Consider the following 14357-nt stretch of genomic DNA (forward strand, 5'->3'; position numbering starts at 1 on the left):
ATACGACCTGTATTCGTTAGAGAGAAGCTCCCTGGCTGTAAGAGCTTTAAGAATAAGATCAGCAGAAAGCTAATCCTGAGTGCGGGTTAATCCCCGCCGTCTCGACCTCGTTACGGTCGCTTGAGGTGATAGACAGTTTTGTCTATAACCAGGGTGGTACCGCGTGAGCATTTAAACAAAACTCTCGTCCCTGATTTATTCAGGGGTGAGAGTTTTTTTGCGTTCAAAAAACACCACCACCAAAATCCATTACTGAGTAACTAAAGGAGGATAATTAGTATGAAGAACTTATCATCAGCAGATGTAAGACAAATGTTTATCGATTTCTTTAAAGAAAAAAGTCATTCGGTGGAACCAAGTGCATCTCTCGTTCCACATGAAGATCCAACTTTACTATGGATCAATAGTGGTGTAGCTACGCTTAAAAAATATTTTGACGGTCGCGTAACACCTGATAACCCAAGAATTGTAAATGCTCAAAAATCAATTCGTACAAACGATATTGAGAATGTAGGCAAAACAGCACGCCATCATACGTTCTTTGAAATGCTTGGGAACTTCTCTATCGGAGATTATTTTAAAGAAGAAGCTATTGAGTGGGGATGGGAATTCCTAACTAGTCAGAATTGGATTGGCTTTGATGCTGATAAATTATCTGTCACAATTCATCCGGAAGATGATGAAGCATTTACCATTTGGAAAGAGAAAATTGGACTTCCAGAAGAGCGTATCATCCGTCTAGAGGGTAACTTCTGGGATATCGGAGAAGGGCCAAGTGGACCTAATACGGAAGTTTTCTATGATCGTGGAGAAGAGTATGGTTTCGAAGACCCTAAAGAAGAACTTTATCCTGGTGGAGAGAATGAGCGTTATCTTGAAATCTGGAACCTTGTTTTCTCCCAATTTAATCATAACCCTGATGGTACTTATACACCATTACCTAAGAAGAATATTGATACGGGCATGGGACTTGAACGAATGGTATCGGTTATTCAGGATGCAAAAACAAACTATGATACAGACCTCTTTATGCCAACCATTCGTGAAACAGAGCGAATGGCAGAAGTGAACTATGGAGATTCCAGAGAGGGAGATACAGCATTTAAGGTAGTCGCTGATCATATTCGAACAGTTACATTTGCCATTGGTGACGGTGCCCTTCCATCGAACGAAGGTCGCGGATATGTACTAAGAAGATTACTTAGAAGAGCAGTTCGGTTCGCTAAGCAAATTGGTATTAACCGTCCATTCATGTATGAACTTGTACCAGTCGTTGGGGACATCATGGTTGAATTCTATCCTGAAGTTAATGCGAAGAAGGAATTCATCCAAAAAGTAATTAAGAATGAAGAAGACCGCTTCTATGAAACATTAAATGAAGGACTCTCAATTCTTTCAGACATTATGAAGAAAGAAAAAGAAGCTGGTAATCATGTCATCTCTGGTAGCGATGTGTTTCGACTTTACGATACGTACGGTTTCCCTGTGGAATTAACGGAGGAATATGCTGAAGAAGAAGGCATGGAAATTGATCGTACAGGTTTCGAACAGGAAATGGGAATGCAGCGTAAACGTGCTAGAGATGCTCGTCAGGATGTAGGTTCCATGCAGGTTCAAGGTGGCGCGCTTGGCGACATTTCAGTCGAAAGCGATTTTGTCGGTTATGAAGAGCGGTCTGTTGATACAGAAGTAGTCGCAATCATAAAAGATAAAGAGCTAACTGAGGTAGCGTCAGAAGGCGACGAAATCCAGGTTATTCTCCAAAGCACGCCTTTCTATGCTGAAAGCGGCGGGCAAGTTGCAGATCCTGGTATCATTCGTGGTGAAGATGTTCAACTTCGCGTAACAGATGTACAAAAAGCGCCAAATGGCCAACACGTCCATACGGCGGTTGTAGAATCTGGAACGATAAAAACTGGAGCAAAAATAACAGCTGAAATCAATCGTTCGAACCGTTCTGCAATTGTAAAGAATCATACGGCAACTCACTTGCTTCATCAGGCTTTAAAAGATGTTCTTGGTGAGCATGTAAACCAGGCTGGTTCACTCGTTGGTTCAGAGCGACTTCGCTTTGACTTCTCTCACTTTGGACAGATTACATCTGAAGAGCTTGAAGAGATTGAAAAACAAGTGAATGATCAAATTTGGGCTAATATTCCAGTGAATACGATGGTAAAGCCTATTGACGAAGCTAAAGCAATGGGAGCTATGGCATTGTTTGGTGAAAAGTATGGAGATTCTGTTCGCGTTGTACGTGTTGGTGATTATAGTCTTGAACTATGTGGAGGTACACACGTTCAAAATACAGCAGAAATTGGATTGTTTAAAATTCTTTCTGAATCAGGCATTGGTGCAGGAACGCGTCGTATTGAAGCTGTGACAAGCGAAGGAGCTTACCAGGTTCTAAATCAACAAGTATCAATTTTGAAAAATACGGCTGACTTGTTAAAATCAAATGTGAAGGATGTTCCATCAAGAACAGAAGCACTACTTGGTCAGATTCGTGAATTACAACGCCAAAATGACTCATTGACGTCAAAACTTGCAAATGTTGAGGCAAAACAGATGGCAGGAGATGTTCAAGAAGTAGACGGTGTGAAAGTAGTTGCTAAACGCATCGATACAGATATGAATAACCTTCGTAGTATTGTCGATGATCTGAAGGCGCAGATTGGCAGTGTCATTGTTGTACTTGGTAGCGGGGCAGACGGGAAGGTTCAGTTAGCTGCTGGAATTACAGATGACCTCGTAAAAGAGGGGTATCATGCAGGGAAATTGATTAAAGAGCTTGCTACTCGCTGTGGTGGCGGTGGCGGTGGCCGACCGGATATGGCGCAGGCAGGTGGCAAAAATCCAGAGAAACTGGATGATGCTCTTGCTTACACAACAGATTGGGTGAAATCCATTTCCTAATTTGGTTTTAGTAGTGTACAATAAGAATTAGTTGACTAGTTACGATTCTAGATGGGGATCGGAGAAAGAGGTGTAAGGAATGAGTTCGATGGACAAAACAATGAAATTTAATTTTCCAGACGACGCATATAATCATGATGTCCAGGAAGTGTTACTCACCGTCTATAGTGCTCTTCAAGAAAAGGGCTATAATCCGATTAACCAGATCGTGGGTTACCTCCTTTCTGGGGATCCGGCTTACATTCCGAGACACAATGATGCGAGAAGCTTAATTCGTAAGCTTGAAAGAGACGAATTAATTGAAGAGCTTGTGAAATCGTATCTTACTCATCATCAGGGATAAGGAGACAGCATGAAAACACTTGGATTGGATGTCGGTACAAAAACAATCGGCGTAGCGCTAAGCGATGCGATGGGATGGACGGCACAGGGATTAGAAACCGTGAAACGTAACCCAGAAGCGCAGGATGTGATTCCTGATCGTTTAATGGAAATCATTAATGGGAATGATGTCAGCAAGATTGTCGTTGGACTTCCTAAAAACATGAATGGCTCAATTGGTCCGAGTGGCGAAGCCTGCCAGGCATTTGGAGAACTTATTCAGACAACGACTAATATTCCAGTTGACATGTGGGATGAAAGACTAACAACCGTCGCTGCAGAACGCATGCTGATTAGTGCTGATGTGAGTCGTAAGAAGCGTAAGAAAGTGATCGACAAAATGGCTGCTGTTATGATTCTGCAAGGATACTTAGACAGCAAGCAAAATTAATGAGGTGAAAACATGGAGGAAAAAGAACGTATTATCATTCCAGATGAAAATGGAGACGAGCATCTATTTGAAGTTCTCTTTACATTTGATGTAGCTGAGAACGGTCAATCTTATATGACTGTAGTTCCTGCTGATCAAGCTGATAGTGAAGAGGAAGTGGAAGTTTATGCTTTCCGCTATGAAGAAGAGGACAATGAAGAGCGAGACTATAAGCTTTTCCCTATTGAATCAGATAAGGAATGGGAAATGGTCGAGGAAATGCTCAACACTTTCTCTGAAGAAGAAGAAGATAGCGAGTAAATTTCAATCAAAAGCTGCCGGTGAAAATCGGCAGCTTTTTTTCTTGATTATACGTTTAGAATTACTGTGTCACGATCGGTTTGAGTAAGATTTCTTATGTGTTTGGATACCTTAGGGCAAAGAATCTTCTTACTGTTTTTTGGAAATGACTACAAACCTTTCAAATAACCTTGTATAATACATAATGGATAATTTTTGGCGAACGTTGGCATCCTTGCCGACAATATGTCGACATATAGTATAATAGATGAAGAATGAAAGGGGGCCACGGCGTTGTCTGATTTTAAGGACTTGTATAAAGAGAAGCTTATGAAGCGCCAGACCGAGAATCAAACGGTAAGAAAAATAGTGTTTATCATTTTACTGCTTTTAACCATAACGGTGGCTGCCGTTATAACAGGTGGTTACTTCTACATAAAAAACATACTCGAACCAGTTGATTCTGATAGCAAAGAAAAAGCAGCTGTGACTATTCCAATTGGATCTTCAACATCTTCGATTGGAGCTAAACTGGAAGAAGAAGGCATCATTAAAGATGGCACAGCTTTCCGTTATTACGTGAAATATAAGAATGAAAGCGGCTTTCAAGCAGGTGACTATGAACTTTCACCTTCTATGACGATGGATGAAATTATTGCCATTATGAAGAGTGGGAAAGTAATGAAAGAAGCTGTTGCCACTATATCTGTACCAGAAGGAATCTGGTTAGAAGACATAGCTGCTCGTATTGCGAAGGAACTTGACTTAAAGCAAGAAGATGTTATTAAGAAATTAGATGATGAGAAATACATGAAAGCTTTAGTGAATGAATATTGGTTTTTAACAGAAGATATTTTAAACGAAGACATTCGTCATCCGTTAGAAGGTTATCTCTTCCCTGCTACTTATGATTTTGAAGAAGAACCTTCAGTGGAAGTCGTTGTGAAAGATATGTTAGACAAAACCGATAGCGTCTTAAAAAAATATCGCTCTGAACTTGAAGATCGTGATTATTCCATCCATGAAATGATGACACTTGCTTCGATCATTGAAGAAGAAGCGTCAGCAAAAGCTGATCGAACAAAAATTTCGAAGGTGTTTTATAATCGTCTTGATAAGGATATGATCTTACAAACAGATCCTACGGTTGTTTATGCGAGAGGAGAGCAATCAGGAGAAATCACCCAGGATGATCTTGATGCAAAGTCGCCTTATAATACTTATAAGCAAAAAGGTCTGCCAATTGGCCCTATTGCCAACCCTGGTGAGTCGTCAATCATAGCGGCAATAGAACCAGCCGATACAGAAGCACTTTATTTCTATGCTCGACCGAGTGGCGAAACGCTGTTCTCAGAGACTAATGAAGAGCACAATAAGAAAGTTGCTAAGTATAAGGAAGAGTGGACAGAGTATTATAAGAAGAAAGAGAAAGAAGAGAAAGAAAAAGAAGAATAAGAAATTTATGGGGAATGGCGAGTAAGACTACCATTCCCCTTTCGATTATGATAAAATTATTCGGGTTACATGAAGGAGGACCGATCATGATATCCGATCATGTGGAACAATATCTGGAATCTTTACGCCCGAATCGAGAAGACTTAATTAAAGAGATAGAAGAATATGCACGGGAAAAACATGTTCCAATTATGGAACAAACGAGTCTTGATGTGATGCTTCAACTCCTGACCTTTTTGAAACCGGGCCGAATATTGGAAATTGGTGCAGCCATTGGCTACTCAGCAATCCGTATGGCTGAGCGTTTGCCAGATACTGCTATACTTACTGTTGAACGAGATGAAACTCGTTATAATGAAGCGATCGCTAATATTGAAAAAGCAGGATACTCTGATAGAATAACCGTTTTATTTGGGGATGCATTTGAGCTGGCTGATGAGCTTAAGAGCTATGGTTCATATCAAGCGCTCTTCATTGACGCGGCCAAAGGTCAGTACCAGCGTTTTTTTGATGAATTTTATGATCAATTAGAAAAGGGCGGAGTAGTGTTTTCGGATAATATTCTCTTTAGAGGTATGGTAGCAGAAGAGAGGATCGAAGAGAAGCGCTTTAGATCAATGGTAAAAAAGCTCCGTCTTTATAATGAATTTTTAATATCCCATCCCGAACTAGATACTACGATATATCCTATTGGGGATGGATTAGCTGTTAGTCAGCGTAAAAACTCATGATGAAGAAAAGCCGGCGTACATATGTACGAGCGGTTTTTCTATAATAGAAGGGGAAGAATTATGGTTAATAGACCCGTAGTAATTGGTGTTGCCGGAGGTTCAGGCTCAGGTAAAACCACTGTAACAAGAGAGATATTTAAACAGTTTGCTGATCAATCAGTGTTAGTCATTGAACAGGATTCTTATTATAAAGATCAGAGTGAAAAGTCAATGCCTGAAAGACTAGGTACAAACTATGACCATCCACTAGCGTTCGATAATGACCTGTTAATTGACCATGTGAAAGAACTAATGTTATATAACCCTATTCAAAAACCTGTCTATGACTATACAGTTCACACAAGATCTGATAAAATTATCCCTGTCGAACCAAAAGATGTCATTATTTTGGAAGGTATCCTAATTCTTGAAGATGAACGTCTCCGTGATTTAATGGATATTAAGCTATTTGTAGACACAGATGCTGATCTTCGTATTTTAAGAAGAATGGTTCGGGATATCCGCGACAGAGGGAGAACGCTTGATTCTGTTGTAGAGCAATATACTTCAGTTGTTCGCCCCATGCACCTTCAGTTTATAGAACCTACAAAGCGTTATGCAGATATTATTGTTCCAGAAGGCGGGCAGAATAGAGTAGCCATCGACCTAATGGTAACGAAGATTCATACGATACTCGAAGATAAAGCCATGTTATAACGATTAAACGAGGTATATTTACCTCTTTTTTTCATACAGTTTATTACGATTGATGCCCTTAATTGATGAAGGAGTGAAAGAAATGGCAGAGGATAAAAAGTATTACATGACACAAGAAGGTAAAGAAAAGCTTGAAAAGGAACTTGATTCCCTTAAAACAGAGAAAAGAAAAGAAGTAGTAGAACGAATTAAAATTGCTCGTAGTTTTGGAGATCTATCTGAGAACTCTGAGTATGACGCTGCAAAAGATGAGCAGGCATTTGTCGAGGCGCGTATTCAAACAGTTGAAAATATGATTCGTAATGCTGAAATTATTGAAGAAGACAATAGCTCATCGAATGTTGTATCAATAGGTAAGCGGGTTAAATTTGTTGAGATTCCAGATGGAGATGAAGAAGAATATATTATCGTTGGTAGTGCTGAAGCTGATCCGTTTGAAGGGAAAATTTCAAATGATTCACCTATGGCAAGAAGTCTTCTCGGCCGTCAAATTGGAGAAAAGGTTAACGTGCAAACTCCAGGCGGGGAAATTCGCGTTGAAATTCTAGAAGTTAGCTAATAAATGCAATGTTTAAAAAGACAGCCAATCCGGCTGTCTTTTTCTATGGAATATCAATTGAATTAAAGTTATAAGTCAACAGCAAGTCCCAGGTTACTTATGTTTGAAATAGGGGACATCGGTCGACACTCATATAGAGGTGAGTGGTATGAGTAGGAGAAGGGTGACCGGAGTTGGTTTCCTCTTTATGTGCTTAATGTTCTTGCTAGTTGGGCGTTTGATTCAGCTACAATTAGTTGAAACGGAATCTTATTCAAAGGATGGAGTGAATTTAATTGAAGCTAGCATCGATCAGCGTACCCAATCTTATGTACTAGATGAAGGAAGGGGAACGATGCTAGATCGAAATGGTTTACCGATGAGTGAGACCACTCCAGCTTTGGTTCTATTTCCGTTTTTAAAAGATCGGGACTGGCCGAAAGAAGAGGTAGCAAAGATTATAAAGACGTCTCCTGATGAACTCGACCGCTCTTTTGATAAGCGAAAGCAACCATTTAATTATGAAAAAAAACTAACATCTGAACAGATGAGGCAAATAAACGAATTAAGTATTCCGGGTGTTTACGCTGTAAATAAACCATTGAACGAAAATCCGTTAGCTGCTCATGTTATTGGAAGCGTAAGACCAAATCCAGATCTAATCAAATCGAAATATCCTGAGAAATGGACAGAAGGAACAATTAATGAACACACTAAATTAGGTATTTCAGGACTCCAGGCTGCTTTTGATCCCTTTTTAATATCTGAAGGAGACACCACACTCCTTTATCATGCAGATCGTCAGGGAAACCCTCTTCTCGGACTTGATGTGAAGCTTTTTTCAACAACAGACTCTTTCTATCCCCTTCAAGTGAAGACAACGTTGGATATGGAGATTCAGCACAGTCTTGAGGAAGCGGTAGATGAAGCAGGTATTATAAATGGTGGAGCCGTTTTACTTGATATCGAATCGAACAATCTTATTGGAATGGTGAGTCGTCCTCTCTTTGAATCGGATGATCCACTTGGAGAAGGCGCAGTTAATCAAATGGTAAAAGGGTATTTTCCAGGTTCGGTATTTAAAACGATTATTCTAGCAGCTGCCTATGAGCACGGTATAAAAGATACCCGCACATTCAACTGTGATCTAAATTTATATCGAGATGGACCTGGGAATCGTGACCTAGGAATCATGAACCTAAAGAGTAGCTTTGCAGCTAGCTGCAATGCCGCTTTCACAGAACTTGCTGAAGAGCTCATCAAAATTGATCCGGATGTGATTGAAAATACTGCAAAAAAACTAGGGATTGGCAAAACTGTTGGTTGGGAAGGTATGCTCTATCATTACGAAGATTTTAAACAGTTTCCCGACGAGTCGGAACCGGTCTTTTTTAAAGATGATAAAGATAAAGTTGTGATTAAGGCGATTGACCAAACAGCGATTGGGCAATTAAATGTTAAGTTAAGTCCACTGGCTATCGCCAATATGATGGCGACAATTGGAAGAGAGGGAGAAGCAAAACAGGTGAGGGCCGTTAGTGACATACTTTATAAAAATGGCACAACTTTCCTTAGTTTTAGTGAAAGAAACTTGAACGGAAAACTTTCGAATAAGGTAGTAAAGTCACTACAAGAATCGCTTCGAGAAGTAGTCGTAAGCGGAACCGGTCGCACATATTTAGCTGATTTACCAGTAAAAGTAGCTGGTAAGTCAGGTACTGCTGAACTTGGTGAAGATTTGTCATTTGATCATCAGTGGTTCGCTGGTTACTTTCCTTATGATTCTCCAAAGTATGCTTTGGTTGTTGTTGATTTCGAACGAAAGGAGAAAGAATATAAAACTTATGAAGCTTTTGCTGCAATCGTTAAGCTGTTGCAACAATTTGAGAGAGAATAACGAAACAAAAGTCAAGCCTTCTACGAATCATTTAGAGATGATAAAATAAGAGCAACAGCTAAATAGAGGAGTGGATGGGTTTGAGATCACGATATGGGGACCGACATTCAAAGAGAAAACAAAATATCGTATTAAATAGTTTAATTGGAATTGTTCTCGCAGTGATACTTGTACTTGTTGCCAACATTGTGTTTACGGGTAACGACTCTCAACAAACAGCAAGTGAAGAACAACCAACAGCACAAACCAGTACAGATGAAAAATCGAATGAGAGCAGTGATGATGCCGTTACTTCTGATGAAGCCAACTCGAAGGATTCAGAGTCCAATGATTCAGATTCTGGCAGTAACGCTGATCAAGATAGTTCAAAAGATGAAAGTACTGACGAAGAGAAAGAAAAAGAAGAGAACGATAAAGAGAAAGAAGATAAAGAAGATCAGGACAAAGAAGAAGCTGATCAAGAGCCAGGTGAACCAAATCTAGAAGGGCCGTGGGAGCCGGTGGGTACAGTGCAATCAGGTCCACATAAATCCAGTTATACCAAAGGTACTGATGACTGGAATGAAAAAATAAAAGCTGCAGAATCTGTTATGGGTCTATCAGAAGATCAAATGACGATCTGGAGAATAGGTGGTAATGGTGGGCCACAAAAGTCCTTTGCACGTGTTAGTAAAGCAGGATCTGGAAATCAAGTCTATTACATCGAACTTGAGTGGGTTGATGGAGAAGGTTGGAAGCCGGTTAGTGTTAAGCCAGAATAACAAAAAGCAGGAGCAAATGCTCCTGCTTTTTTTATTTAGCTTTAAAATGAACAACAGCAGAGTAATAAGGTCTGCCTGTTTTTTCATGTGTAAGAGCGTGATGCTGAACAGAATGAACTTGAAGCAGCAGTGCACGGTTGTTATCGATCTGAGTCTGAATTTTATTCTCGATTTCTTCAAGCGAAAATCCTTCGAAAAATTCTACTTTATCATCTATCCGTTCAAGGGAAAAACTCATTTATTGCTCCTCCTTAAAATACTATCCACATAACAGTGTACACATTTTTGTTAAATCATACAAATTGATATTCAAAAAAGAATATGATAAGTTAGAACCATAATGCATATTATTCATACCTTAATACTATGAATTAAAAACAGGAAAGCGATGTGACAGCAATGGGAAGAGAGTTTATTGATTTATTTGAGCGCTGGGCTGACTCGTATGACACAACGGTGTCTGGTCAAGATGAAGAGTATCGTGATGTCTTTAAGGGATACGACGGCATTCTATCTGCAGTTGCTCAAGCTTCCTCAGGCCACGTGTTAGAATTTGGCGTTGGAACAGGGAACTTAACTTCTATTCTACTTAAGAAAGGCTTGTCGGTAACCGGTATAGAGCCATCAAAAGCGATGAGAGAAAAGGCGAGTGAAAGATTACCTCATGTCACGCTTCATGATGGTGATTTTATGGATTTTCCAACTCCGACTAACCCTGTACAAACAATCGTGAGTACCTATGCATTTCACCATCTCACTGACGAAGAAAAAAGTATCGCCATTCACAAATATAGCCAACTACTGGCTCAAAATGATAAAATTGTATTTGCGGATACAGCATTTAAGGATGACAATGCTAGAGTAAAGATGCATGAGAAAGTGAAAGCAAAGGGATATTACAATTTGCTACAAGATTTACAGTCGGAATATTATACGACGATTTCAGTGTTGGAGACATTATTTCGAAAGCATGGATTCGACGTAACTTTTACTCAACTAAACGATTTTGTTTGGTTGATGGAAGCCATCAAAAATTGAACAAGTAAAGGAGTTCGTCATGAAGATCGGTATTATTGGAGCAATGGAAGAAGAAGTTAGAATTTTACGTGACCGTCTCGATCACAGAGAAGAACAGGTGATTGCAGGATCTGAGTTCACTACAGGAAGCATAGATGGCCAGGAGGTAGTTCTCTTAAAATCAGGCATTGGTAAAGTGAATGCGGCCATCGGAACAACATTAATGAATCAACTATTTAAACCAGACTACATTCTCAATACAGGCTCTGCGGGTGGATTTAATCCTGAATTAAAAGTAGGCGACATCGTGATTTCTTCAGAAGTTCGTTACCATGATGTAGATGCAACCATTTTTGGTTACGAATACGGCCAGGTTCCTCAAATGCCGGCTCTTTATGAACCGAACAGCATGCTTGTTGAAGCTGCTGAGCGAAGTGCTGAGAAAGTAACGGAACATCAGGTAGTAAAAGGAATGATCGCGACTGGCGATTCCTTTATGGATGATGCGGAGAGAGTTGACTATGTCAGGTCAAAACTTGCGAACCTAGACGCTGCAGAAATGGAAGCAGGAGCGATTGCACAAGTTTGTTATCAGTTCGGTACACCTTTTGTGATTATCCGCTCACTTTCTGATATTGCAGGAAAAGAATCAAATATTTCTTTCGATCAATTTCTTGAGACAGCTTCAATTAATTCAGCAAACTTAATTTTAAATCTAGTGGAGGAGTTGAGTAAGAATGGCTAAAAAAATGAATGTAGAAAGTTTTAATCTTGATCATACAAAGGTAGCAGCACCATATGTTCGTCTAGTAGGCGTAACAAAAGGACCAAATGGTGATGAGATTTATAAGTATGATATTCGTTTCAAACAACCAAATAAAGAGCACATGGAAATGGCTGGTCTACACTCAATCGAACACTTGATGGCAGAAAATATTCGTAATCATATGGAGAACGTTGTTGATATTGGTCCGATGGGATGCCAGACTGGGTTTTATCTTGCGGTTCTAAATCATTCAAACTACGACGAGATTCTAGAAGTACTCGAGAAAACATTGCAGGATGTTCTAAATGCACAAGAAGTACCAGCGTGCAACGAAGTACAATGCGGCTGGGCTGCTAACCATAGTTTAGAAGGAGCAAAAGAAATCGCAGACGAAATGCTGACACATCGTGATGAGTGGCACATTATCTTCGCCAAATAGAAAGGATTTCACGCTATGGAAATCTTTCATAATATTCATGAGCTCGTAGGCCGAACTCCGGTCATCGAGCTCCATCATTTTGATCTACCAGGAGGCGTTCGCCTTTTTGCAAAGTTAGAGTTTTATAATCCTGGGGGAAGTATTAAAGATCGTCTTGGTCAGGAACTACTTCAGGAAGCGATTGATCATAATCGAATAGCCCCGGGCGGAACATTTATTGAGCCTACAGCTGGAAATACAGGCATTGGTCTTGCTCTTGCAGCGGTTAATCGAGGGTACACCGTGATGTTTGTGGTTCCAGAAAAATTCAGTATGGAAAAACAGGATTTAATGAGGGCGCTTGGTGCGAAAATTGTCAATACCCCTACTGAGCTTGGAATGAAAGGGGCAATAGCTCGAGCTGAAGAGTTAATTGAGGAAATCCCTAATTCATACATGCCTCGTCAGTTTGGTAATCCTGCTAACCCACTAACCTACTACAAAACACTTGGTCCAGAGTTGTGGAAGCAGCTTGACGGTGAGCTTGATGTTTTTGTAGCTGGGGCTGGAACTGGTGGAACATTTATGGGTACAGCTCGCTATTTGAGGGAGCAGAAGGCGAATGTGAAAACCGTTATTGTAGAACCCGAGGGATCCATTTTAAATGGTGGAGAATCTGGTCCTCATAAAACAGAGGGGATTGGTATGGAGTTTCTACCTGATTATATGGACGAAGCCTACTTTGATAGTATTCATACCGTAACAGATGAAGTAGCCTTCAAACGTGTAAAAGAGCTCGCTGAAAAAGAGGGCCTTTTAGTTGGAAGTTCCTCTGGAGCAGCGCTCGAGGCGGCTCTTATCGAAGCACAGCACGCTCGTCCCGGAACAAATATCGCTACGATTTTTCCAGATAGTAGTGAACGATACTTAAGTAAGAAGATTTATCAAGGAGGCATTTAACCAATGAAGCCAAAAACAAAACTTATTCATGGTGGGATTACCGGTGATCCACAAACTGGAGCTGTATCGGTACCGATCTATCAAGTAAGTACTTACAAACAAGAAGCTGTAGGAAAGTTCAACGGCTATGAATATTCCAGAACAGGGAATCCAACACGTCATGCACTAGAAGAGCTGATTAAAGACCTTGAAAATGGCGTCGCAGGATTTGCATTTGGATCCGGAATGGCAGCCATTTCCTCTGTTATGATGATGTTTAATTCTGGAGATCATGTTGTTATGACGGATGACGTTTACGGTGGAACTTACCGTGTAATGACAAAGGTTTTAAACCGTCTTGGTATTGAATCAACTTTTGTCGATACGACTGATTTAGCTGTTGTTAAAGCTGCGATTCAGGATAATACGAAAGCGATTTACGTTGAAACACCAACGAATCCGTTGTTGAAGGTGACCGATATTAATGCCATCTCCAAATTGGCAAAAGACCACAATCTTCTAACAATCGTTGATAATACGTTTAATACGCCTTATTGGCAAAATCCAATTGACCATGGTGCTGATATCGTTCTTCACTCAGCAACAAAGTATTTAGGCGGGCATAGTGATGTCGTTGCTGGACTTGTTGTTGTTAATTCAAAAGAGCTGGCGGAAGAAGTGCATTTTGTTCAAAATTCGGCAGGTGCCATTCTTGGACCGCAGGATTCATGGCTGCTTATTAGAGGATTGAAAACACTTGGGGTTCGGATGGAAGAGCATGAGAAAAACACAGCGAAAATTGTCCAATTCCTTAGTAATCACCCATCAGTCGAGAAAATATATTATCCTGGGCTAAGTACACATCCAGGTAATGATATCGCTGTTAATCAGTCTCGTGGCTTTGGTGGTATGATCTCTTTTGATATCGGAAGTGCTGATAAAGCAGATGAGCTGTTAAGCAAAGTGAAATATTTTACTCTTGCTGAAAGTTTAGGAGCGGTGGAAAGTTTAATTTCAGTTCCTGCTCGCATGACTCACGCTTCTATTCCGAAAGATCGACGAGATGAGCTCGGCATCACAGAGGGTCTTGTACGTATTTCTGTTGGACTTGAGGATGCAGATGATTTAATTGAAGACCTTTCAAACGCATTAGGATAATAGTAGAACCCTTATCT

General features: G+C 40.2%; 16 protein-coding genes. 15 read left to right on the plus strand and 1 reads right to left on the minus strand.

Features of this window, described 5'->3' with window-relative positions:
• The first annotated feature begins 279 nt into the window (after positions 1-279).
• The 10 genes from alaS to ABVF21_RS11415 all read left to right on the plus strand — a co-directional run bounded on the left by alaS (position 280) and on the right by ABVF21_RS11415 (position 10042).
• On the plus strand, positions 280-2913 hold the full coding sequence (gene alaS / locus ABVF21_RS11370) for an alanine--tRNA ligase (protein WP_303531839.1): 2634 nt from the start codon (positions 280-282) through the stop codon (positions 2911-2913).
• Between the two features lie 79 nt (positions 2914-2992).
• Positions 2993-3256 carry an IreB family regulatory phosphoprotein gene (locus ABVF21_RS11375; RefSeq protein WP_048312684.1) on the plus strand — a complete coding sequence of 88 codons (264 nt, stop codon included), beginning with the start codon at positions 2993-2995 and terminating at the stop codon, positions 3254-3256.
• Between the two features lie 9 nt (positions 3257-3265).
• On the plus strand, positions 3266-3685 hold the full coding sequence (ruvX, locus tag ABVF21_RS11380) for a Holliday junction resolvase RuvX (RefSeq protein ID WP_303531834.1): 420 nt from the start codon (positions 3266-3268) through the stop codon (positions 3683-3685).
• Between the two features lie 12 nt (positions 3686-3697).
• Positions 3698-3985 carry a DUF1292 domain-containing protein gene (locus ABVF21_RS11385; RefSeq protein WP_194219446.1) on the plus strand — a complete coding sequence of 96 codons (288 nt, stop codon included), beginning with the start codon at positions 3698-3700 and terminating at the stop codon, positions 3983-3985.
• A 273-nt stretch (positions 3986-4258) separates the two neighbouring features.
• Positions 4259-5419, plus strand: a complete 1161-nt coding sequence (mltG, locus tag ABVF21_RS11390; protein ID WP_303531832.1) for an endolytic transglycosylase MltG — start codon at positions 4259-4261, stop codon at positions 5417-5419.
• An 86-nt stretch (positions 5420-5505) separates the two neighbouring features.
• On the plus strand, positions 5506-6150 hold the full coding sequence (locus ABVF21_RS11395) for an O-methyltransferase (protein WP_371018226.1): 645 nt from the start codon (positions 5506-5508) through the stop codon (positions 6148-6150).
• A 60-nt stretch (positions 6151-6210) separates the two neighbouring features.
• On the plus strand, positions 6211-6846 hold the full coding sequence (udk, locus tag ABVF21_RS11400) for a uridine kinase (RefSeq protein ID WP_194219448.1): 636 nt from the start codon (positions 6211-6213) through the stop codon (positions 6844-6846).
• Positions 6847-6928: 82 nt separating this feature from the next.
• Positions 6929-7405: a transcription elongation factor GreA gene (greA, locus tag ABVF21_RS11405; protein WP_303531827.1), complete on the plus strand. Its 477-nt coding sequence runs from the start codon at positions 6929-6931 to the stop codon at positions 7403-7405.
• Positions 7406-7553: 148 nt separating this feature from the next.
• Complete coding sequence (locus ABVF21_RS11410; protein ID WP_371018227.1) at positions 7554-9281, plus strand: peptidoglycan D,D-transpeptidase FtsI family protein; 1728 nt, start codon at positions 7554-7556, stop codon at positions 9279-9281.
• 80 nt (positions 9282-9361) lie between these two features.
• A complete protein-coding gene (locus ABVF21_RS11415) occupies positions 9362-10042 on the plus strand; it encodes a DUF1510 family protein (protein ID WP_303531822.1) in 681 nt (226 codons plus the stop codon).
• A gap of 31 nt (positions 10043-10073) precedes the next feature.
• On the opposite strand, the gene ABVF21_RS11420 is transcribed toward ABVF21_RS11415, so the two are convergent.
• The gene (locus tag ABVF21_RS11420; RefSeq protein WP_194219452.1) at positions 10074-10280 is read right to left on the minus strand and encodes a YrzA family protein; all 207 of its coding nucleotides are present in this window, start codon (positions 10278-10280) and stop codon (positions 10074-10076) included.
• Positions 10281-10441: 161 nt separating this feature from the next.
• Here ABVF21_RS11420 and ABVF21_RS11425 point away from each other — a divergent pair, with 161 nt between their 5' ends.
• The 5 genes from ABVF21_RS11425 to ABVF21_RS11445 are packed head-to-tail and all read left to right on the plus strand — an operon-like array spanning position 10442 to position 14340.
• The gene (locus ABVF21_RS11425; RefSeq protein ID WP_194219453.1) at positions 10442-11080 is read left to right on the plus strand and encodes a class I SAM-dependent DNA methyltransferase; all 639 of its coding nucleotides are present in this window, start codon (positions 10442-10444) and stop codon (positions 11078-11080) included.
• A 19-nt stretch (positions 11081-11099) separates the two neighbouring features.
• The gene (gene mtnN, locus ABVF21_RS11430) at positions 11100-11804 is read left to right on the plus strand and encodes a 5'-methylthioadenosine/S-adenosylhomocysteine nucleosidase (protein ID WP_194219454.1); all 705 of its coding nucleotides are present in this window, start codon (positions 11100-11102) and stop codon (positions 11802-11804) included.
• Complete coding sequence (locus tag ABVF21_RS11435; protein WP_194219455.1) at positions 11797-12264, plus strand: S-ribosylhomocysteine lyase; 468 nt, start codon at positions 11797-11799, stop codon at positions 12262-12264. The genes mtnN and ABVF21_RS11435 overlap by 8 nt, the downstream gene beginning before the upstream one ends.
• A gap of 15 nt (positions 12265-12279) precedes the next feature.
• The gene (locus ABVF21_RS11440) at positions 12280-13203 is read left to right on the plus strand and encodes a PLP-dependent cysteine synthase family protein (RefSeq protein WP_194219456.1); all 924 of its coding nucleotides are present in this window, start codon (positions 12280-12282) and stop codon (positions 13201-13203) included.
• A 3-nt stretch (positions 13204-13206) separates the two neighbouring features.
• Positions 13207-14340 carry a bifunctional cystathionine gamma-lyase/homocysteine desulfhydrase gene (locus ABVF21_RS11445; RefSeq protein WP_194219457.1) on the plus strand — a complete coding sequence of 378 codons (1134 nt, stop codon included), beginning with the start codon at positions 13207-13209 and terminating at the stop codon, positions 14338-14340.
• The last annotated feature ends 17 nt before the right edge of the window (positions 14341-14357 follow it).

Source organism: Pseudalkalibacillus sp. JSM 102089, assembly GCF_041366475.1.
Lineage (GTDB): Bacteria > Bacillota > Bacilli > Bacillales > Guptibacillaceae > Guptibacillus > Guptibacillus hwajinpoensis_B.